This is a genomic window from Brucella oryzae (assembly GCF_041929965.1).
Taxonomy (GTDB): Bacteria; Pseudomonadota; Alphaproteobacteria; order Rhizobiales; family Rhizobiaceae; genus Brucella; species Brucella oryzae.
The window spans coordinates 52,356-72,589 of the sequence record NZ_JBHEEO010000020.1; the positions used below are offsets into that span (position 1 = coordinate 52,356).

Here is a 20,234-nt window from a genome sequence, read left to right on the forward strand (position 1 = left end):
GCAACGGCATCCAGTAACGAAAGCCGTCGCAGCGATGCCGTGGAATCAATTGTGTTCGACATCGCGGGGAATCCTGAACCAGGTCACATAGAGAGCGGGAAGGAACAGCAGGGTCAGGACGGTTCCGACGACGATGCCGCCCATCATGGCGTAGGCCATCGGTCCCCAGAACACCTCTCTTGAGATGGGGATCAACGCCAGGGTCGCAGCGGCGGCCGTCAGCATGATCGGTCGCATCCGATGCTCCGTCGCCTCGACGACGGCCTGCCACGGCGGGATTCCTGTTGTGCGCAGGTCTTCGATTTGGACGATCAGGATCACCGAGTTCCGGATGAGGATACCGATCAGGGCGAGCACGCCGAGGATTGCGACGAAACCCAATGGCGCCTGGCTCAAGACCAGCGCGCCAACGACGCCGATCAGCGCAAGTGGAGCGACCGAGAAGACAAGGAACAACCTGTGGAAGCTTTGAAGCTGCGTCATCAGAAGCGTTGTCATGACGAAAATCATGACCGGCACCACGCTTATGATCGGCGCCTGGGACTTGGCGCTCTCCTCGACAGTACCGCCGATGGCAATATCGTATCCCGGTTCCAAAGAGGCCTTCAGTTCTTCTATCTTCGGATCGAGCTGCCGGACAATCGTGGCAGGCTGCAGGTTGTCGCGAACACCCGCCTTGATCGTGATCGTTGGTATTCTGTTGCGCCGCCAGATCGTCGGTTGTTCCAGGCCGTAATCGAATCTGGCCACGGAAGAGAGCGGGATGGATTTGCCGCTGGAGTTTGGCAGCTGGAGGTCGAGCAGGCTGTCGATGGAGGCGCGTTCCTTCGCTTCTGCCCGTCCGACAACATTGATCAGATAGATGGCATCGCGGACCTGTGTCACGGTCGCACCCTGGACGACACCGTTGAGGGCGGTCGCGATATCTTCGGACGAGACCCCGAGCTGCCGGGCCTTGTCCTGAAGGACGTCGACCTTCACGACGCGCGCCGGCTCGTTCCAGTCGAAGACGAGGCCGGTCAGGGAAGGGTGCGACATCACGATACCAGCCGTCTTCTGCGCCAGGTCGCGGACCTTTTGAATGTCGGGACCGGAGATGCGATACTGGATTGGCTTGCCCACCGGCGGGCCGATGTCCAGTGTCCTGACGAAGGCGTCGGTGCCCGGGAAGGTTTTCAGCAAATAGGCCTGCAGGTCGGCCTTGAGCCGGTCGCGGACCTCAATACCCTTCGAGACGATGACGATCTGGCCGAAGGTGGGATCGTCGGGCTGGACGTCGAAGGACAGGATGAAGCGCGGGGCGCCCCTGCCGACATAGCTCGACCAGTGATCGATATCGGGATTGCCGGTGAGCTTTTCCCGCTCGAATTGCGCCATCTGCCGGCTCGTCTCGGCCATAGAACTGTTTTGCGGCAGGTTCCAGTCGACGATAAGCTCCGGACGGTCGGACGCGGGAAAGAATTGCTGCTGAACCAGCGACATGCCGGCAACGGACAGACCAAACGCGGCAATTGTTACGATGATGGTCACCCAGCGAAAGCGAAGGCAGAGCTGAAGCAGCCATGAGAAGGCGGCGCCCATACGGCTCTTGTGCTCCTCGTGCTTTTTCATCGTCTTCGGCAGGATCGTCACGCCCAGCAGCGGGGTGAACAGGACGGCGACAATCCAGGACACGGTCAGCGAAACCGCGAGTACGACGAATAGCGTGAAGGTGAATTCGCCGGCGTTGCTGTTGTTGAAACCGATCGGCAGGAAGCCTGCGACGGTGACCAGCGTGCCGGTCAGCATCGGAAAGGCAGTCGATATGTAGACATGGGTCGCAGCCTTGCGCAGAGTGTCACCGACCTCCAGGCGGGCCACCATCATTTCGACGGCGATCATCGCGTCGTCGACCAGAAGACCGAGCGCGATGATGAGAGCACCGAGCGAGATGCGCTGCAGGGAAATACCGGAATATTGCATCACCATGAAGGTGATGGCGAGCACCAGCGGGATGGAGATCGCCACAACCAGCCCGGCGCGCAGGCCAAGGCTGATGAAGCTGATGGCAAGCACGATGGCGACCGCCTCGAACAGGGCTCTGGTAAAGCCGGAAACGGCTTCATCGACCACGGCTGGTTGATCGGAGACATGATCGACGGACACGCCGAGCGGCAGATCCTGGACGATGCGCTCCATCATCTCGTCAAGAGCGTGACCAAACTCAAGCAGATTGCCACCGGCCTTCATTCCGATTGCAAGCCCGATCGCCGGCTTGCCGTTGAACCGGAACAGCGACGAGGGAGGATCGACGTAACCACGTTTGACGGTTGCAACATCCGTCAGCGGAAAAAAGCGATCGTTGACGCGCAGGTTGATCGCCCGGAGGCTATCTTCGGAGATGAAGCGGCCACCGACGCGTAGCGCGATGCGCTCCGGCCCGGCGTCGACGAAGCCCGACTGGGTGACGGCATTCTGCTTTTGCAGGGTTTCGACGATGTCGGATTGATTGATGCCGAGCGCTGCGATCTTGCGGGTGGAGAACTCCAGATAGATCACCTCGTCCTGAGCGCCAATGATGTCGACCTTGCCGACATTCGGCACTGTCAGGACCTTGGTGCGGGCATCCTCGACGAGATCGCGCAACTGCCTCTGGTTCAAGCCTTCCGTGGTGAAGGCAAAGATATTTCCGTAAACATCGCCGAATTGATCGTTGAAAAACGGCCCGACGACGCCGGACGGAAACTGCTGCTGGATATCGCCGATCATGTTGCGGATGCGCTGCCATGTCGCCGGGACATTGCGTGCCTTGGTCGTCGGAAGAAGATCGACGAAGATCGTGGTTTTGCCGGCGGTCGTGAGGCTCCGCGTCCGATCGAGGCTGTCGAGCTCCTGGAGCTTTTTCTCGATACGATCGGTGACCTGCTGGGTGACCTCTTCGGCAGAAGCGCCCGGCCATTGGGCCTGGATCACCATCGTCTTGATGGTAAAGGACGGATCCTCCTCCCGTCCGAGGTTGAGATAAGCGTACATACCGGCGACCGCGAAGGCGATCATGAAATACCAGACGAAGGAACGATGTTCGAGCGCCCAGTCCGAAAGGTTGAAATTCTTCATGGGTGCAACTCCTGTCCAAGCCTGATCTTTTGTCCCTCCTGAAGTTCGCTGACGCCCGCAACCACAACTCCCTCATTCGCATTCAAGCCTGAATCGACCCGCACCATCGGGTCTTCCGGCCCGGTATGATCCAGGAGAACGGCGCGGGACGACACGGTCAGGGCATGCGGATCGATGACCCAGACGGCGGGGGCGCCGTCCTTCTCGACGATAGCCGAGCGGGGCAGCACGACGTCGTGAGCCTGCCCGCCGTCTGTGAATGTGGCGGTTACGACCGCACCGAAGCGAAAGACGTCGGGCGCCTTGTCCAGGGCGATCTTCACCCTGTAGGTTCGGGTGTCTGCATCGGCCTGCGGAGCGATTTCGCGTACCTGCCCGGATGTCCGCAAGCGGTCGTCGAGTTGCAGCGTTACGTCGATATGGGTGGACGAACGGATAAACGAAACCTGCGCCTCAGGAACGTCGATGACGACATCGCGCTGATCGAGGCGTGCAAGTTTCAGGACGGACTGTCCGGCTGTAACGGTCTGGCCCACTTCAACGGAGGTCGAGGTGATCACGCCGTCGAAGTCAGCCTCCAATCGTGCATAGCCGAGCTGCTCGTTGGCTTTTGCCAGATTGGCTTGCGCTTGCGTGACATTCGCCTCTGCCGATTTGAGGCCCTGCTCGGCCAGTTCGAGATCGGCGGCGCTGGCCGTATTGGTAGCAGTGAGCATGCGCTTGCGTCGCTCGTTGATCGCGGCATTCTCCAGTTGGGCATTCGCATTTCTGAGATCGGCCCGGGCGCTGATCACGGTGAGTTGCAGCGTGAGCGGGTCGATCTCCGCGAGAATGTCACCCTTCCTGACGACGTCGCCTGTCTCCACCCGCCGTGCGATGACACGGCCAAGAACCCGGAAGGCGAGTTCAGTCTCCACGCGCGGCTGAACCACACCGGCGAAACCCATGGCTTCGGAACGATCGGCAGCGACGTTCATCCAGACTACCGGTCGTGGCGGTGCGTTTTCCGCAGTAGCGGAATGATAGGACAAGGAGGAGGCGCAGACCGTCGCAATGAAGAGCAGCATGGCCGGGGAGGGACGCTTCATGTCAGTCGCCCTCCCAATTCACGACCTGCTCGGGGCGCAGGAACTTGCCGCCTTCCGTAACGACAAGTTCCTGTGCGGAAATCCCTTTTGCAGCAGTGAACTCGCCTGCCCGGTAACTTGCGACAGTGATGGGGCGAAGCGCGACGGTTCGTGTTGTTGCATCCACGATCCACACCGCGGGCTTCCCGTCGTCTGACGCCATCGCACTCCATGGCAGTGTGATTGCAGTGTCCGGAGGCGTATGAAAAGTGCCTATTACGGGAGTTCCAAGGGACCACTGGATATCATCGGGGAGCGCCAGTTTCACGCGGATCGTTCCAGTCGTCGTATCGATGACCGGCGCGACCTCTCTCACCTTTGCAGGGATACCGCCGCCAGGATTCGAGACCGGTGCCACGGTCGCTTCGTCGCCCGGTGGGCCCGCCAGGAAAAATGCTTCAAAGACATCGAAGACCGCATCGCGCGGACCGTCATGGGCGAGCGAGAAAGCAGCTTGTGCGGCTGATACGACTTGGCCCACCTCGACGCTTCGCGCCGTGATGATGCCGTCGGCATTGGCTTTGAGTTCGGTGTGAGAGAGTGCATCGCGAGCGATCGCCAGGGACGCCTTGGCGGATTCCAGCGACCCTTCTGCCGTTGCCAGTTCCTCCTTCGCCTGGTCGTAGGTCGACTGGGCGATGGCGCGTGTCTCCACCAATGTCTGATAGCGCTGAAACGCGAGGTTCTTTTGATTGAGTGTCGCTTGCGCCGCCAGAAGACCAGCCTCAGCGGATTCCACGTCCGCGCGCTGCTCGGTGTCGTCGATCCGTGCCAGGACATCTCCGGCATGCACGTGTGAACCGACATCCACCCGCCGCTCTATGACCTTGCCGGCAGAGCGGAAAGCGAGGTCGGTCTGTATGCGCGCTCGTATCTCGCCTGTGACACCTGTGCTGCGCTGATGCTCGATCATTGCAGCGTGAACTACACGGACCGATTGCGGTGGCGCGGCTGTTGTCTTGGCGTTGTCGTCGCATGCGGCAAGCAACAGGCCGATCAAACCGAGACCAATCATGCGGAATTGAATGGTGGAAAGGCGACTCCGATGCGTATACCTGCCGGCACCATGTCGTTCGTGCTTCTTTGAATAACTACCAGTCAGAGTATGATCTCCTGCAATCGTCTGCGCGGCTTTGAACCGGTAAACTTCTGGCCCACCGCGTCTGTTAGGTTTTGACGTCAGGACGCTTCCAGCCGCTTTGAGTGAAGCGGCTGGCACAGTTGGCGTCCTCAGCTATCTGGTGCCGCCGGCCAGCTCCTTATCCAGTTGGTCCGCCGCCGAGCGCACCCCGGCCTTCGCCGCGTCGAGCCCCCCGAAATTGGCCGTGATGTCGAGTGCGTTGGCGCTCCTGCTCGCAACATGTGCGTAGAGCAGGGTGCCGGTCTGGGCATCCTCGATCTCGACGGCATAGGACACCCAGCCGGAGAATGTGCCACGACCGCCAGTGGCCTGAGCGCCCGCATTGACGACGAGGCCGACCGGAAGAACATGCGAAACGGTGGATAGCACCGGTGTGCTTGCTTCTGCACCGGTCAGCGTCAGCCTGGCGCGCAACGTCCCTGGTCCGGGCTGTGCAACGAGTTGAAGGCGTCGGCCGAGGACCTTGGAAAACTCCTGATGCATGTAGCTGGCGAGTGCCTGCCGGTCGGTGGCCGACATCTTGCCGAATTGTGCGTCCGGCCCGGCGTAGATCGCTGTGGGTGGGATAATGATGCTTACATAGGCTGCGAAATTCACATCCGGACGACGGTAGGCATAAGGTTTCGTCTTGTCCGAGGTCGGGCGCAGAAACGCCGACGAAGACAGAGCTACAGACGGTGGCGGCGTTGTCGCACAGGCGGCGAGGACGAGTGCCATTACGCAAGCCACCAGGCCGCGCAACCAAATATTGGAAGACCGCCTCCGAGGCGCTTGGGACGGACCGGAAATCGGGGCTTGGCTATTTGCACGAGTATCCAAGGTTCACCTCATGTGCATGGCCCGCTGTCAGGTGTTTTGTTCACCGGCAGAATGGTCCTCAGCTTTTGAACGAAAATCCCGAGGCGGTGATCCGCCTCGGCCTGGCTTGCGTCATAGCTAGCGATCCGGATATGAACGGCCGGCGCGTGTTCGTCTCCGAACCGGAACGAGGTTCGTCTTAACGCTGCATTACGCCCCTGTGGAACTCGAGTCCGCCACCAGGTTGCCGCACGACTGCGCCACCGGCGCAGCGTTCCGGGCCGCATACTCCTCGTACTGCTGCGCCGCCGCCGTTAGGGCCGCGAACAACAGCGGAACCACCGCATGCAGCTCCAACGCAGCCACCTCGCGCGGCGCCACCGTAAGCCGGCCCGGTACGATAATACGTGCTCCAGCTTCCGTACCAGGGCTGGGCGGCATAGTGGGTATTCCAGTAAGCCTGATTGAAGGCGACAACGGTCAATCCGATCATCGGAATGAGCGCCGGCGAAAGAGCTACTGTCTGACCCTGATAATAAACACTGACATAGTTCGAAGAAACCCAGCCGCGCGCGCCTCCCCACGAGACGTCGCACCAGGAGGCCGCGTCGAGACATCCATAGATGGTCAAAGCTGCACTGGGCGGCATTGTCATGACGACTGGATACCATGTCCCCGGGCCGGCCCTCAGGTTGACGCTGGAGACTGTCGCGCCTCTCGTTGCCGCCAACGCGGGGCTGGACATCACGGCCACCAACATTGCCGCAAATGCGCCAAGCACATAGCGACGCGTGATCCACATTTTTCTGTTCATGTCATTTCTCCTTTTGAAGTGATCGATCCTGTGTGCTGGGCACTCAACAGCACCTGTGGAATGCGCTCGGACCTTTACAGATCGAACACGCTCCAACGATTGTCTTCCGGGCCTTCATCTTCCGGATCGCCAGAGGGGTAATTGCTGACGCATCTCTCCCTTGAAGCCATCATGTCGGCGACGCACAGCTCGTATCCGTCCTGATCGGCATAAAGAGTGACGCACACGGCATCCGGCCTTTCGTTATCCGTTGGGAAACAAACGGCCTCGATGGGTTCGTTTTCCCAAGGGATCGTAGAAGCCCGCTCGTGGGCAACTGCGCTGACCGAGCCGAATATTCCGATGAACAGAATCAGGGTGAGACAGATAAAACCGCTCCTCTTTCTCATCGTCCGTCACCTGTAATCCTGAGTAGAGCGCCGATCTCCGTGACTGTTTCTCTTAGCCACAACGTGGAATCGGGCTAACGGCAATCGCCATCCGGCCTGCTGCCAAGCGCTCGAGGCAACAGCACTTTCTGAAAGATAGGCCTGTTCCATGATCGATCGGCGCCGGGGGCAAGCCGCCCCTGTTCGCGCCGCCGCTGCGGTGGGTCTAGGTCGGTATTTTTCGATCATAAGCAGCTTCCCCAAATGGATGAATTGCTACTGATACGAAGCGCGCCCCCCGATGCGACACTCCCGCTGCATTTTTTTGGAGCTGCTATGCAGACCTGAGATCTTCTGGTGAGCGACATTAAGGGAGGGACATGCAGCGCGAGCTGGTCCAGTTGGCGCAGACGATCGTCTGGCCGTTTCTGGAAGAGCATTTTGGCGAGGTTTATCAGGATGGATCAGATATGCCGCCGCTGCCGATCCGGCTGGGAATCCTCAAGCATACATTCAATTTATCGGGTTGGAATGTGCGTCTGCTGCCGCGACAGTCCGTACTTCCGCAAGCGAGCACTTCACACAGTCCTCACTAACTTCTTAAAAAGAAGGCGATCACGCGATAACGGATGGGTCTAGCCCCCGTCGGATCGCCCCTTGTTAGGGAACACGCAGTATTCCCTTTGCATTTTGATCGCCAAGCACCTTGCGTCTTCCTTCCGGGGAGATTTGACCTATCGCATCCACCAACGGACCGCCGATTGCGTCCATAAACTCCGTCCAGGCGGACTGCGTTGCACTGAGGGCCGTCAGTGTTGCGACAGGATCATATTGGTCAGAAGATATCTGCTTCAGCATTTCTTGCCGCGCCTGGGTAACGTTCTTTACGGCTCGCGCATGTCGCGGTTCTTCTTGGAGAAGAGTCTGGCGGAATGACTTGAAGTCAGAAGCAGAAAGGGTCGCTTCCGCAACAGCCAGAATGCGAGCAAGAGGGTCAACACCTTTTGGAACCTCCGGTGTCGCACGCAGCATTTGCCCCCCCAGGAAAGCGAGGAGGAACATGTTCAAAACGAGTGATAGGGGAAGAGCAATTCGCAGCCATTTTCTTGTGCCAACCTGTTTCTGAACCATATTGCTGTTCATTCCGCGAAAATTGGGATCGATGCGACCTGAAGCGTGGAAAGCAGGTCACCGGAGGCGGGTAAGTTCGGGGAGTGCATCCCGATGAACAGTCCCGCGGCCACTGCTATTCCGCGACCGGAGGAAAGACCGATCCAATTCAAATCGGGCCATAGCCCGCGAACATGCGCAAAAAGTCGTGCACCGAACGGGATCGGCCCGGATGGTGCTGGCGCTATTCGCGCAGCGACGTTCGTTCTCAGGCGCACCAGGGCGGCATTGCGTTCGCCCGGCGACCACAGGGAAATCTCTTGATGCCTGCGCGCCGCCGCGAGCACATCATCCATCAAGCGTTCCTCCGCAAGAACGGTACGCGCCACTTTCGAGATTTTTAGCAGAGACAACGCATCGGCCTGCACCTCTACAGGCCAGAGATCAATATTTGATCCGTAACTTCGCGCCAGAGATGTAAAACGTTCGATCTTCAACATATTTATTCTCCCTGTTTATCACGCTCTGCCAGCAGCCGCTCACGAAGTGTCGTTCTGGCGCGGGCAAGCAGACGCTCTATTGCTTTGGCCGATAGCCCAAGAATACGTCCCGCCTCAGCACCCGATACGCCTTCCTCGTAGACGAGTATCATCGCGGCCTGTTGGCTCGCGGGCAATGCGCGTATGGCTGCAGCGAGGGCGGCATCGCGCTCGGTACTCGTCAAAATCTCGTCTGCTGCGGCTCCTGGATCGACAGCATCAAAGTTGTCTGGAAGGGACTCCGGCTCTTTACGGCGGCGGCGATCAATACAGAGATTGACGACGATCTGGTAAAGCCAGGTTCTCAACTGAGCGCGCTTTGGGTTGAAGCGGCCAGCGTGCTTCCACACCTTGATCATTGCCTCCTGGGCAATGTCCTCAGCATCGCGAAAATTTGGGCTTATGCGGCTGGCTACACTTAGAACAAACGGACCGTGACGAACAATGATTTCGTCGAAGGCTCTCCGGTCACCTTGCGCCGACCAGAACAGGAGTTTGTCATCAGTAACTTTGTTATAGGCCCTGGGTTCGACCATGCCGGTGCCCAGAGTCCGCCTGATTAGCAACGCGAGCGCGTCCCATTCGAATTCAATCTCCCGCCATGGCGCTGCCAATTCCTGTGCCCGCATGTGCGCTGCTCGCTTTTCCCGGCTCTTGCAGCTTATACGGGGGCGCGCACCTGTTTCCCCCTCATGCGATCGAGATTTTGCGCGGCAATCCCGATAGGCACGCGGGCGACTTCCCGGCCAAACGCGCAGACGGGAATTGCATGGCCGCAGGTTCAACCGTAGCGCTCACACCGCTCCATCGCCCTACGGCCAGATCGTCAATCCTTGCCCCAGGATGCCGCGCACACGCAGGCCTGACCGCTGGGCTAGCGCAGGAATGCCCTGAAACGGCGCAGCGAGAAGAAGAACAGCGCCACGCCTATAATCAGCAGCGCCATGAACTGTGGCCAGACGACGTCCAGGCCCGCGCCTCGAAACAGGATCGCTTGCGCCAGCATAACGAAGTGGGTGTCTGGTGCGACGAGCATGATGTCCTGGATGATCTGCGGCATGCTCTCGCGTGGCGTCACACCACCTGACAGGACCCGCAGCGGGAGCAGCACCAGCATCAGCAGAAGGCCGAACTGCGGCATCGATCCGGCCACCGTCGCGAGAAATATACCAAGCGAGGTGGTGGCAAACAGCTGAAGTACCGTGCCCGCCAGAAACAGCATCAAAGAACCTTCGATCGGCACCTTGAGCAGATCTTGCACGACGAAGACAAGCGAAACCGTTGAGGCGAGAAGCACCACAAGTCCCATCGACCAGACCTTGCTCACCATGATCTCGGTCGGAGTAACCGGCATGACGAGCAGGTGTTCGATCGTGCCGTGCTCACGCTCGCGGATGAGGGCAGCACCCGTAAGAACGATCGCGAGCATGGTGATCGAGAAGATCACATTGTTGACTGCTCCGAACCACGCCTTGTTAAGCGACGGATTGAAGCGGGCGCGCAGAGCCAGATCGACAGGAAGGGTGGTGTTTCCCCGGTAACGGTTCAGGTACTCGCTGACCTCGCCCGAAACGATCGACTGGACGTAGCCGCCGCCGCTGAAAGCTTGGGTCATCCGGGTGGCGTCGACATTGAGCTGGATCGTCGGCGCCTTACCGGCGAGCAGGTCGCGCTGGAAGTTCGGGGGGATGTCGAGGGCGAAGGTATCGAGGCCGCTGTCCATGCGGCGGTCCATTTCGTACTGCGAAATGATCTTTGGGATAGAGAAATAAGGTGGATAGAATGCGGTCAGGATGCGCGAGGAGACAGGAGACTGATCCTCATCCACGACCGCGATCGCCGCATTGTTGAGTGTTTCAGGCACTGCCGTCGATGCGGTGTAGATCGACAGCGTGAATGCGTAGACGATCAGGACGGCGAGCATCGGATCGCGGGCAAGCCCCCGCAATTCCTTGACGCCGAGTTGAATGACGTTGGCCAGTCGCATGGATCACGCCGCCTGTTTCTTGAGGAAGGCCACGGTCATCCCGGTGAGAATGGGAATGGCGATCAGGAGGGGGATGAAGGAGGTGGCGAGATCATTGAAACCGAGCGACTTCGAAAACGTGCCGCGGGCGATCGTCACGAAATAGGTTGCTGGATAGATCTGGCCGATATAGGCGCCAATGCCCTGAAGCGACGAGACGGGGTCGATCATCCCCGAATATTGGACTGCCGGAATGAGAGTGATGAGGGCCGTGCCGAAGATGGCGGCGATCTGGCTGCTGATGAAGCTCGAAATCAAAAGTCCGATTCCGGTCGCTATGATGACGTAGAGGAAAGCCGCTAGCGTGAGTGTGAGTAGGCTCCCGGTCAGCGGCACCCCGAACACAAACACCGCAAACGCCGTCAGCATGGCGAAGTTCAGCATGGCGAGCGCGATATAGGGCAGTTGCTTGCCGAGGATAAATTCGAAGCGCGTATGATGCATGCCCTGCACGTAGCCCTGGACGGTCTCGGCGCGCGACGGCGAAGCCCCATCGATCCAGGCGCCGATCTCGACTTTTGTGCCACGCGAAACATCGCGTCCGAAGCCAGGTGGAATTTCCAGCGCCAGGCTGAGCTCGCCATTGCTCATGCGCCGGTCGAGGTCAGCGTAGTCGGTGATCGGGGCCTTTTCGGTGAAGTAGCGGGAACCGGCGATCTGAAGCGTGTAGTCGCGGCTGACCGTGGTGTCGTCGCGATCGAGCACGGCAAAGGACAGGTTCTCGACATCCATGTTGATGCCGTAGCCGATGACGAACATGAGGATGACGCTGCCGAGAACGGCAAGCGTTGCCCGGATCGGGTCGCGGCGCAACTCGAGCGCCTCGCGTTGTGTATAGGCCAGCATGCGCCGCATGTTGAAGGCAGATGGGGCTCGGGGCGGCGACGCCCCATCTGCCTCCTCCTCACGCTGCGCGTGGGGTGTTCGCGCAGGTGAAGCCTGTTCGCCAATTGCTTCTTCGAGATAAGAAATAAAGGCTTCTTCAAGCGTCGCCGCGCCCCGCTTTTCCACTATGGCACGAGGCTTGTCGCTGATCAGAACCTTGCCGGCATGCATCAGCGAGATGCGGTCGCACAGCTCCGCTTCGTTCATGAAATGGGTGGAGACGAAGATCGTCACCCCGTCATTGCGCGACAGGTCGGATAGAATCTGCCAGAAGCCGTCGCGCGCGACCGGATCAACGCCGGAAGTCGGCTCGTCGAGGATCAGGATGTCCGGGGCGTGGATCATTGCCACGGCGAGCGACAATCTCTGCCGGATACCGAGCGGCAGCGCGTCGGGCAACGCATCCATGATCTCGGTGAGATCAAAGCGCGCGGCCATCTCGGCGATGCGCGCCGGGATCTTTTCGAGCGGCAAGTTGAACAGGCGGGCATGCAGATCAAGGTTCTGACGAACCGTCAGCTCGGTGTAGAGCGAGAAGGCCTGGCTCATGTAGCCAACCTTTCGCCGGACCTCGATATCGTTCGGATCGACCTCATGTCCGAACAGTTTCGCGGTTCCCTCACTTGCCGGCAGGAGACCGGTCAGCATCTTCATCGTGGTGGTCTTGCCGCAGCCATTCGAGCCGAGGAAGCCGAAAATCTCGCCGCGCGGGATCTGGAAGCTGACATCGTCGACCGCCGTGAAATCGCCGAAGCGCATCGTCAGGTGCTCGGCTTCGATCGCGAACTCCGCCTCCCCTCTATCGGGTCGGGGCGGGATGACGACCTCGTGATGGCCCTGTCGCTTTTCGTCCGGAAGGAGGGCGACGAAAGAGGCGTCGAGATTGGCGGCTCCGGTGCGGGACAGCAATTCGGCGGGCGTTCCAGTTGCAAGCACGCGGCCGGCATCCATCGCGACGAGCCAGTCGAAGCGCTCGGCTTCTTCCATGTAGGCGGTCGCGACGATCACGCTCATTCCCGGACGCTCGCTTCGGATGTCGTCGATCAGTTCCCAGAATTGCCGGCGCGATAGCGGATCGACGCCCGTGGTCGGTTCATCGAGAATGAGGAGATCGGGATCGTGGATCAGCGCACAGCAGAGGCCGACCTTCTGTTTCATGCCGCCGGAGAGCTTTCCGGCCGGGCGGTCCGGGAAAGGTGCAAGCCCTGTCCGCTCCAGCAGGTCGCTGATGCGGCGCTGCCTTTCTTCCTGGTCCTGGCCGAACAGGCGCCCGAAGAAATCGATGTTCTCAAACACCGACAGCGTCGGATAGAGGTTCTTGCCGAGACCCTGCGGCATGTAGGCAATCTGCGGGCAGGTGCGGTTGCGATGCCTCACGTCGGCAATGTCGCCACCCAACACTTCGATCCGGCCCTCCTGAACCGTACGGGCGCCGGCGACGAGGCTAAGCAGGCTGGACTTGCCGACACCATCCGGGCCGATGAGGCCAACCATGATGCCCGACGGGATATCGAGGCTCACCTTGTCGAGGGCCCTGGTTTTACCATAGGACAGGCCGACATTCGCCAGCTTCGCGACCGGCGCAGTCTGCGTCTGGTCCTCCGTCTCTCGCGGCGTTTCCCCGGTCATTGAACGAGCGCTTTCGTGAGCTGTTCAGGCCATTCTGCCTTGGGGTCTATCCGGACATAGGCCATACCCGGAAGACCGGTCTTGGCCTGCTGAATGTGTTCGCGAAGCAACTCCGGCGGGATCTTCGCTTTGATCCGGAACATCAGTTTCTGTCGCTCCTCCTCGGTCTCCACTGTCTTGGGCGTGAACTGGGCGACATCGGCCACGAAACTCACGCTCGCCGGCACGACAAATTGCGGCGCTGCGTCGAGTACGAGACGAACATCGGAACCGATTGCGACACGTCCAGCCTGAGCCGTCGGGAGAAAAAATGTCATGTAAACGTCGGAGAGGTCGACGAGATTGAGTACCCGCCCACCGGAGGCCAGGACCTCGCCGGGCTCCGCGACGCGATATTGCACACGCCCGTCGCGTGGCGATCTGAGGGTGCTGTCATCGATATCGGCAACAATACTTTCAATCGCCGCATCTGCGGCAATGACGGCAGCCTCTGCATCGACGATCTGGGCCTTCGCAGCGCCGATCGCCGCATCGGAAGCGGAAAGAGAAGCCCGGGCTGCAGCAGTAGCCGCCCGCGCCCCCTGTGCCGCCGCCCGGTCGTCGTCGAACGTTTGCTGGGAGGTCACGTTGGTCTTGATCAGTTGCTCGGTCCGGGCAAGTTTTCGTTCGGCGGCATCCTGTTCAGCTTCGCGCTGTCCGATCACCGCGGCAGCAGATTCTTTTTCCGCCTCCCTTTGGGCGAGCAGGCTTTTCGCTGTATCCACACTGATCACGGCGCGTTGACGAGAGGCTTCGGCTTGCCGCCGTTGTGCCTCCAATTGCTGGGTGTCCATGCGAGCCAGCACCTGTCCGGCGGTGACGAGACTCCCTTCGTCGACGAGGATTTCCTTGATCCGCCCGGCCGTCTTGGCGGAGACGTCGATTTCGGTTGCCTCGATGCGGCCGTTGCCGCCGACGATCCCGGCCGGCAGGCCCGTACCGTCATACATCCGCCAGCCATAGTAACCGCCAGCGAGAACCGCGACACCGAGAACGGTCAGTATCCAATTTTTAGCGGACTTCACGACTGCATCCACCCAGTTTTTCTGTCACCGAGGGAAAGTCTGTCAGACTCTTTTGTTGTTGGGCTTGAATGTTGGGAATGAGTATTCACCATAAAAACCTACCTTATCTTGATTGACGTGTGTCGCGGCCGATCGAGGTTCATGACCGGCCTCTGCCTTGTGCCTGGTGTTTAACGTGTCCCTACCGAAGGCGCTGCACGCAGGGCACCGAGCACCAATCGATCGCTATGTACCTGGGGTCATCCGACGGGCGAAAGATTGGCCATGCCCTGTTTGGGCGTGTGCCTTCCTTCACTTATCCAACCCGTCATAAACTCGCGGATGTTGCTGCCGCGACCAGCAAGCATCTCGGCAGGCTGATCGATTGTCGACAGTTTGCGAAGGTAGGTCGCTTGCTCTGGGACGAGGCGCAATGTCGCCTTGAGGCTTCCTCGATATCGTCCAGAATAAAAACCGGCTAAAGACGATGATAATGATTTCATCAAATAGAATGAAATCATGCTGACGTCGTGTGTAGACCTATTCTGTAGCCTTCTCGCCTTGCCGGTTTTCATCGCCCCTCACTTCATTGTTGGTTACATGAAATCCCCCAACAAGCATGCGCATCGAAACGGACACGTTGCATTTTGTTATATCATCACCTGTTGACCGTCTTGTCAACAGGTGATGATTTCGTTGCTGTCGTTTGATAATACTCCGTCTGGTGAAGGCGACTCGTTCACCCTGAGTGCGTTCGGGTTCGCTACGGCAGACGGTCTCGGCGTTTGCTCTCCTCGGCTTTCGAAAAGCTGGGCGCAGTAGTGAGTGGCGTGCCCTTGAAATCGCGCGGTGTCGGTAGCTCGGCATCCAATGCGTGGCAGACCGGCGATCGAACCGGTCGACAGCCTTATCGTTGCCGCCAAATGCAGCCCGACGACCTTTGCCGGATTGACGGCAACCTCAATAATTATTGCGGAATTTGCAATAATACTGAATTCGTCACCCATCCCAGGGAACTCAGTCTAGTCATCATGCGTTGACTGTTAAGCTTTGTGCAGCTAATCCTGCTACTCGGTCAATAGGAGAAATCATGCCCAACCGAGTCATAAGCCCGGATGCCAACGACACGACGCGCGAGCGCATTCTAAAAGCCGCCATCCTTCGTTTTTCGGCCCATTCCTATGACAATACGGGCCTTCGCGACATTGCGGCCGACGTTGGGGTGGACATGGCTTACGTCCACCGCTCCTTTGGATCCAAGGAGAAACTTTTCTACGAGGCGGTCAAGGAGAGCGGCAAACCCGAGCAACTCTTCGCCGATGACGATGGCTGCCTGCCCTCAATTCTGACGAAGCAGATCCTGTCAAGGAAGGCCGCCAACGAGATTCGGGTACTCGATATCGTGATACAATCGTTCGCTAGCCCGGCAGCCTCGCGCGTGCTCAACGAGTTCCTCGAAGAGGATTTCGTTACTCCACTGGTGAGCAAGCACCCGATGGTGCCGAGGAGGCGGGCAGCACTGGTCGCAGCGTTTCTGGCGGGTGTTGGCATTCTTAAGGACGTGATCAAGGCCGACCCTCTTCTGAAGGGAGACGCCGCGGCGCTGGAAGAAGACGTCAGGATGGTCATCGCGGCCATCCTTGAGTTGGGCCCGAATGATCTCGACACATCTTGCGATTAAGTTCCGCGCGAACGCGCCGCTGATGACTGAAACAGTTCCGAGTGGACTTGCCGTGCCCAACCTCTCAGCGCACAGCGACGGCCACGATACCCGCATGGCGCCCGACGGATGTCACCTTCGTGTTGACCAGCGCGTCCAGAATGCCGGGATTGTTAGCGAACCCGGTCATCGTAGTCGACGCTATAGCGTCGCCTTGAACCGAACGGCTGATCTCTGCCTCAGCCCGGATGATGGATTGGCGCAGCGATGCAAAAGGAGGGGTCCTGGTGGGAGGAATGGCAGGGCTGGCTTTCGGCGCAGTCGCTGGCTGGACGCGTACCTCCGCCAAAAATGGACGCGTCTGACTCGGAATTTCCGCCGCTCTGCGGTGCTCGCGGCACCTATGTTTTTCAGAAGTGAGGCTATCGTGGCTCCCGGCAGGCTGAGGAATCGAACATTTGACGAGTTGGAGCTCGGAGACACGGCCTCTCTGGTGCGGGTCGCGGGCGTGGACAAAGGCGAGATCGACCCGCCAATGGCAACGGGCGAAGGCGATGCGTCACCGGATACGGCTGCCGAGGCGATGCACGTCTTCAATAGCGTCGTCACGAATGGTGCATGGACGGGCACGCTGATTTCCGAAGTGTTGGGTTCGCAACTGCCCGGGCCCGGGACAACCTATCTCGGACAGGAGTTCCGCTTCCTCAAGCCGGTCCTGTCTGGCGACACGATCACAGCGACGGTTCGCGTCACCAGGAAACTGCCGGCAAACCGGGTTGTGATCCTCGACACGACATGCTCGAACCAGAAGGGCGAAGAGGTCCTCTCAGGGACTGCGACGGTGATTGCGCCTGCCCATTCCATAGAGTGGCCAACGCCGCAACCGTCCGGTCACGCAACGGCACGCAGCGATCGATACGACGCCTTTGTGCGGCAGGCCCGCGAACTGCCGATGGTACGCGCGGCGATCGTGCATCCATGCTCGACCGAGGCAATACTCGCTGCCGTCGAAGTCCGCGAAAGAGGATTGTTCGAGCCGCTCCTTGTCGGCCCCGAGGCCAAGATCCGGGCGGCGGCGGCAGTCGCGAAAACCGACCTCGACGGGATCGCGATCGAGCACGCTCCGCATAGCCATGCCGCGGCGGCGCGTGCGGTGGAACTTGCCGTTTCCGGCAGGGTGGCGGTCCTTGTCAAAGGCAGCCTGCATACAGACGAATTGCTTGGCGCCATCGTCGCGCCGGGATCCGGGTTGAGAACCGAGCGCCGCATCAGCCATGTGTTCGCGCTGGACGTGCCCGCCTACAGCAAGCCGTTGATCGTTACCGATGCGGCGATCAATATCCAGCCGACGCTCGATCAGAAGCGAGACATTTGCCAGAACGCAGTCGGTCTGCTGCGGGCACTTGGCGTCGAAAAGCCGCGCGTTGCTGTGCTCGCCGCAGTCGAGACGGTGAATCTAAAGATGCAGGCGACCCTCGATGCGGCCGCCCTGACCGTAATGGCGGCGCGGAGTCAGATTACCGGCGCGTACGTCGACGGGCCGCTCGCATTCGACAATGCGATCAGTATCGATGCGGCGCGGACCAAAGGGATCGTCTCCGAGGTCGCCGGCAAAGCCGACATCCTCCTGGTCCCCGACCTTGAAGCAGGCAACATGCTCGCCAAACAACTCATCTATTTTGCCGGAGCAACGGCAGCCGGGATCGTGCTCGGGGCACGCGTGCCGATCGTGCTGACCAGCCGCTCCGACCCGCTCGCCGCGCGGATCGTTTCGGCAGCCCTCGCAAAGTTGCTTGTGGGCCGCAGCGAGCGGCTCGCGGCGGGGACAGCAGCATGAGCGCCAAGCTGCTGATCACGTTCAACGCCGGTTCGTCGACCGTCAAGATCGGCCTGTTCTCCGTGGAAGGGCGGCATCTCGAACCTGTCGGCAAGGGCATGATCGACTTTCGAAGCACGCCGCTGCGCTTCCAATTCCTGGAAGGGTCGCAGCATGTCGATGTCGAGCTCAAGGCACAACCGGGCGAGGAACTGGACGAGGTTCTCAGCGAAGCGTTCAATCATCTGGCAGGGCACTACAGGCTCGACTGTCTGGCGGCGATCGGGCATCGCGTGGTGCATGGCGGCGACATATTCTCAGGCCCGGTGCTTGTCGATGAAGGTTCACTACGTCAGATGGAGGCCCTTGTTCCGTTAGCGCCGCTGCACCAACCGCAGGCCCTTAGATTGATCCGCGCCATCAGGCGGCTCCGGCCAGACCTTCGCCAGACCGCTTCCTTTGACACGAGCTTTCATCGCACAAATTCCGACCTGGTGCGCCGCTTCGCCCTCCCGCGAGCACTCCACGAGCGCGGGATCAAGCGCTACGGGTTTCACGGACTATCTTACGCGTTCATCGCAGGCGAGCTCGCACGCAACTGGCCGCAACTGGCCGGCGGCAAGGTCATTGCCGCCCATCTTGGTTCCGGTGCCAGCCTCTGCGCCATGCAGGACGGCGGCAGCGTCGATACCAGCATGGGCTTTTCGACCCTCGACGGCGTGCCGATGGCGACGCGATGCGGCGCGCTGGATGCCGGCGTGCTTCTCCATCTGCTGTCGCAGGAAGGGATGCCGGTGGCAGTTCTGGAGGATATGCTCTATCACCGCTCCGGACTACTCGGTGCTTCAGGTATCAGCGCCGACAGCCGCGACCTTCTGGCGAGCGAAGCGCCGGAAGCAAGGGAGGCTCTGGATCTCTTCACGCTGCGCGTCGCCGGAGAAGCGGCTCGGCTTGCCGCAACGGTGGGTGGTCTCGACGCCATGGTGTTCACCGCCGGCATCGGCGAGCATCAACCAGCGATCAGGGCCGACATCTGCAGCCGACTGATGTGGCTCGGCATCGATCTCGATCCCGCCGCGAACGCCGCCAATCAGTCGATCATAACAAGCGCCGCGAGCCGGATCCCGGTGATCATCATTGCGACGGACGAGGAGCAGGTGATCGCCACCGATGCCCTGCGCGTCTTGATGATGTGAGATATGGAGGCGGTCTCGATCTGTGCGGGAAACGTGGGCTCGTCGTCAGCGTAGCAAATGAGACGCCCATTGCTGTCGGCTACGCGACGGCGTTCCGTGCTGTCGGCGTAGACCTCACGATCACCTATCTGGATGAAAGGGCGGCTCCGTTCGCCGACAGATCTCACTGTCTCCACGCACGCCTCGAAAAGCCGCTTTCCTATTTCGACATTTTTCCTGGCGATTTGGACTTTACGGCCGCCTCCCCACTACCGGTATCCTGAACCGGGACAGGGTCACCGGGCGAGCTCTCTCCATCTCTTTCGACCAAAGACAGATATTCATCCATGGCTTGAAACCAGTGGTCGAGTTCTTTTCCGTTCGGGCACCCTTCTGCTTCCCATATTTCATGCGCGCGATTGCGAACCCAGTTCTCATCGATGTCCGACATTTGATCGTCTTCCTCAAGTGTGTGGATTGTTTCTGTGGTTGTAACGGATCGGCAGGTCAATATCCGGTCATGCGCCTCCGCTTTCTCGGCATATCTGCGTCACCGCCCACCGGTCGATTAGAAAGCGGCGCAAGCCTGCCCATTCGAGCAAGTCAACGATGTGGCAGAAGCCAAATCAAAACCCTACCAAGCTGGTGTTGGAAACGTCTTCACAGGAAATTGCCGACATCCTCATTTTGGCGGCAATTTAGATTAATCATCACTCGATGACAACAGGAATCATCGGACGATGATAACTTCTGTCGCGGAGCCCTGGCCCCCAAGTGCCCAGCGATATGAATCTTTGTCAGTGGTGATGCGCTTGGCAGCGACCAGTGGGAGCGGAACAAGGATTTCGTGCCCAGTGATAGGAAGATCACTGTTCGAGGATGTCTTCGCCCATGAGCGCGTAGATGAGCGACGATTGCGCAACATTTCGGCCTTCCACGGACGCGACTGCCGTCATTTGGCTACCCTCGGGATCCCCTCCGCGCTTTCTGATTGATTTTAGTCAACG

General features: G+C 59.7%; 18 protein-coding genes and 1 pseudogene. 4 read left to right on the plus strand and 15 right to left on the minus strand.

Annotation, left to right across the window (positions count from 1 at the left end):
- Nucleotides 1-45: 45 nt before the first annotated feature.
- The 6 genes from JNC70_RS17910 to JNC70_RS17935 form a co-directional block, all read right to left on the minus strand.
- The gene (locus JNC70_RS17910; protein WP_097143280.1) at nucleotides 46-3,096 is read right to left on the minus strand and encodes an efflux RND transporter permease subunit; all 3,051 of its coding nucleotides are present in this window, start codon (nucleotides 3,094-3,096) and stop codon (nucleotides 46-48) included.
- Nucleotides 3,093-4,184 carry an efflux RND transporter periplasmic adaptor subunit gene (locus JNC70_RS17915; RefSeq protein WP_235824441.1) on the minus strand — a complete coding sequence of 364 codons (1,092 nt, stop codon included), beginning with the start codon at nucleotides 4,182-4,184 and terminating at the stop codon, nucleotides 3,093-3,095. The genes JNC70_RS17910 and JNC70_RS17915 overlap by 4 nt, the downstream gene beginning before the upstream one ends.
- A gap of 1 nt (nucleotide 4,185) precedes the next feature.
- Nucleotides 4,186-5,238, minus strand: coding sequence for an efflux RND transporter periplasmic adaptor subunit (locus JNC70_RS17920; RefSeq protein WP_097143279.1), 1,053 nt, complete (start codon nucleotides 5,236-5,238; stop codon nucleotides 4,186-4,188).
- Nucleotides 5,239-5,457: 219 nt separating this feature from the next.
- A complete protein-coding gene (locus tag JNC70_RS17925) occupies nucleotides 5,458-6,081 on the minus strand; it encodes a DUF3313 domain-containing protein (RefSeq protein WP_235824440.1) in 624 nt (207 codons plus the stop codon).
- 280 nt (nucleotides 6,082-6,361) lie between these two features.
- Entirely contained in the window at nucleotides 6,362-6,976 is a 615-nt protein-coding gene (locus JNC70_RS17930) for an SH3 domain-containing protein (RefSeq protein WP_097143278.1), read from the minus strand.
- Nucleotides 6,977-7,050: 74 nt separating this feature from the next.
- Nucleotides 7,051-7,365, minus strand: coding sequence for a hypothetical protein (locus JNC70_RS17935; protein ID WP_235824439.1), 315 nt, complete (start codon nucleotides 7,363-7,365; stop codon nucleotides 7,051-7,053).
- A gap of 356 nt (nucleotides 7,366-7,721) precedes the next feature.
- Here JNC70_RS17935 and JNC70_RS17940 point away from each other — a divergent pair.
- A pseudogene (locus tag JNC70_RS17940) lies at nucleotides 7,722-7,868 on the plus strand (IS5/IS1182 family transposase); the annotation flags it as partial.
- Between the two features lie 136 nt (nucleotides 7,869-8,004).
- Here JNC70_RS17940 and JNC70_RS17945 read toward each other — a convergent pair.
- The 8 genes from JNC70_RS17945 to JNC70_RS17980 all read right to left on the minus strand — a co-directional run bounded on the left by JNC70_RS17945 (nucleotide 8,005) and on the right by JNC70_RS17980 (nucleotide 15,583).
- Nucleotides 8,005-8,475, minus strand: a complete 471-nt coding sequence (locus JNC70_RS17945) for a periplasmic heavy metal sensor (protein ID WP_374788783.1) — start codon at nucleotides 8,473-8,475, stop codon at nucleotides 8,005-8,007.
- Between the two features lie 8 nt (nucleotides 8,476-8,483).
- Nucleotides 8,484-8,954, minus strand: a complete 471-nt coding sequence (locus JNC70_RS17950; RefSeq protein WP_374788784.1) for a hypothetical protein — start codon at nucleotides 8,952-8,954, stop codon at nucleotides 8,484-8,486.
- 2 nt (nucleotides 8,955-8,956) lie between these two features.
- Complete coding sequence (locus JNC70_RS17955; protein ID WP_132010907.1) at nucleotides 8,957-9,622, minus strand: sigma-70 family RNA polymerase sigma factor; 666 nt, start codon at nucleotides 9,620-9,622, stop codon at nucleotides 8,957-8,959.
- A gap of 245 nt (nucleotides 9,623-9,867) precedes the next feature.
- Nucleotides 9,868-10,980, minus strand: a complete 1,113-nt coding sequence (locus tag JNC70_RS17960; protein ID WP_279676454.1) for an ABC transporter permease — start codon at nucleotides 10,978-10,980, stop codon at nucleotides 9,868-9,870.
- A 3-nt stretch (nucleotides 10,981-10,983) separates the two neighbouring features.
- Entirely contained in the window at nucleotides 10,984-13,533 is a 2,550-nt protein-coding gene (rbbA, locus tag JNC70_RS17965) for a ribosome-associated ATPase/putative transporter RbbA (protein WP_374788785.1), read from the minus strand.
- Nucleotides 13,530-14,597: an HlyD family secretion protein gene (locus JNC70_RS17970; RefSeq protein ID WP_235824438.1), complete on the minus strand. Its 1,068-nt coding sequence runs from the start codon at nucleotides 14,595-14,597 to the stop codon at nucleotides 13,530-13,532. Before JNC70_RS17970 ends, rbbA begins: the two co-directional genes overlap by 4 nt.
- Before the next feature lie 239 nt (nucleotides 14,598-14,836).
- Nucleotides 14,837-15,151, minus strand: coding sequence for a hypothetical protein (locus JNC70_RS17975; RefSeq protein WP_125301472.1), 315 nt, complete (start codon nucleotides 15,149-15,151; stop codon nucleotides 14,837-14,839).
- A 102-nt stretch (nucleotides 15,152-15,253) separates the two neighbouring features.
- Nucleotides 15,254-15,583, minus strand: coding sequence for a hypothetical protein (locus tag JNC70_RS17980; protein ID WP_125301470.1), 330 nt, complete (start codon nucleotides 15,581-15,583; stop codon nucleotides 15,254-15,256).
- An 83-nt stretch (nucleotides 15,584-15,666) separates the two neighbouring features.
- Here JNC70_RS17980 and JNC70_RS17985 point away from each other — a divergent pair, with 83 nt between their 5' ends.
- The 3 genes from JNC70_RS17985 to JNC70_RS17995 all read left to right on the plus strand — a co-directional run bounded on the left by JNC70_RS17985 (nucleotide 15,667) and on the right by JNC70_RS17995 (nucleotide 19,248).
- On the plus strand, nucleotides 15,667-16,257 hold the full coding sequence (locus JNC70_RS17985; RefSeq protein WP_125301468.1) for a TetR/AcrR family transcriptional regulator: 591 nt from the start codon (nucleotides 15,667-15,669) through the stop codon (nucleotides 16,255-16,257).
- A 382-nt stretch (nucleotides 16,258-16,639) separates the two neighbouring features.
- On the plus strand, nucleotides 16,640-18,073 hold the full coding sequence (locus tag JNC70_RS17990; protein WP_097141127.1) for a bifunctional enoyl-CoA hydratase/phosphate acetyltransferase: 1,434 nt from the start codon (nucleotides 16,640-16,642) through the stop codon (nucleotides 18,071-18,073).
- Nucleotides 18,070-19,248, plus strand: a complete 1,179-nt coding sequence (locus JNC70_RS17995) for an acetate/propionate family kinase (protein WP_279676460.1) — start codon at nucleotides 18,070-18,072, stop codon at nucleotides 19,246-19,248. The genes JNC70_RS17990 and JNC70_RS17995 overlap by 4 nt, the downstream gene beginning before the upstream one ends.
- Nucleotides 19,249-19,447: 199 nt before the next feature.
- Here JNC70_RS17995 and JNC70_RS18000 read toward each other — a convergent pair whose 3' ends face one another.
- Entirely contained in the window at nucleotides 19,448-19,678 is a 231-nt protein-coding gene (locus JNC70_RS18000) for a DUF2934 domain-containing protein (RefSeq protein WP_279676461.1), read from the minus strand.
- Between the last annotated feature and the right edge of the window lie 556 nt (nucleotides 19,679-20,234).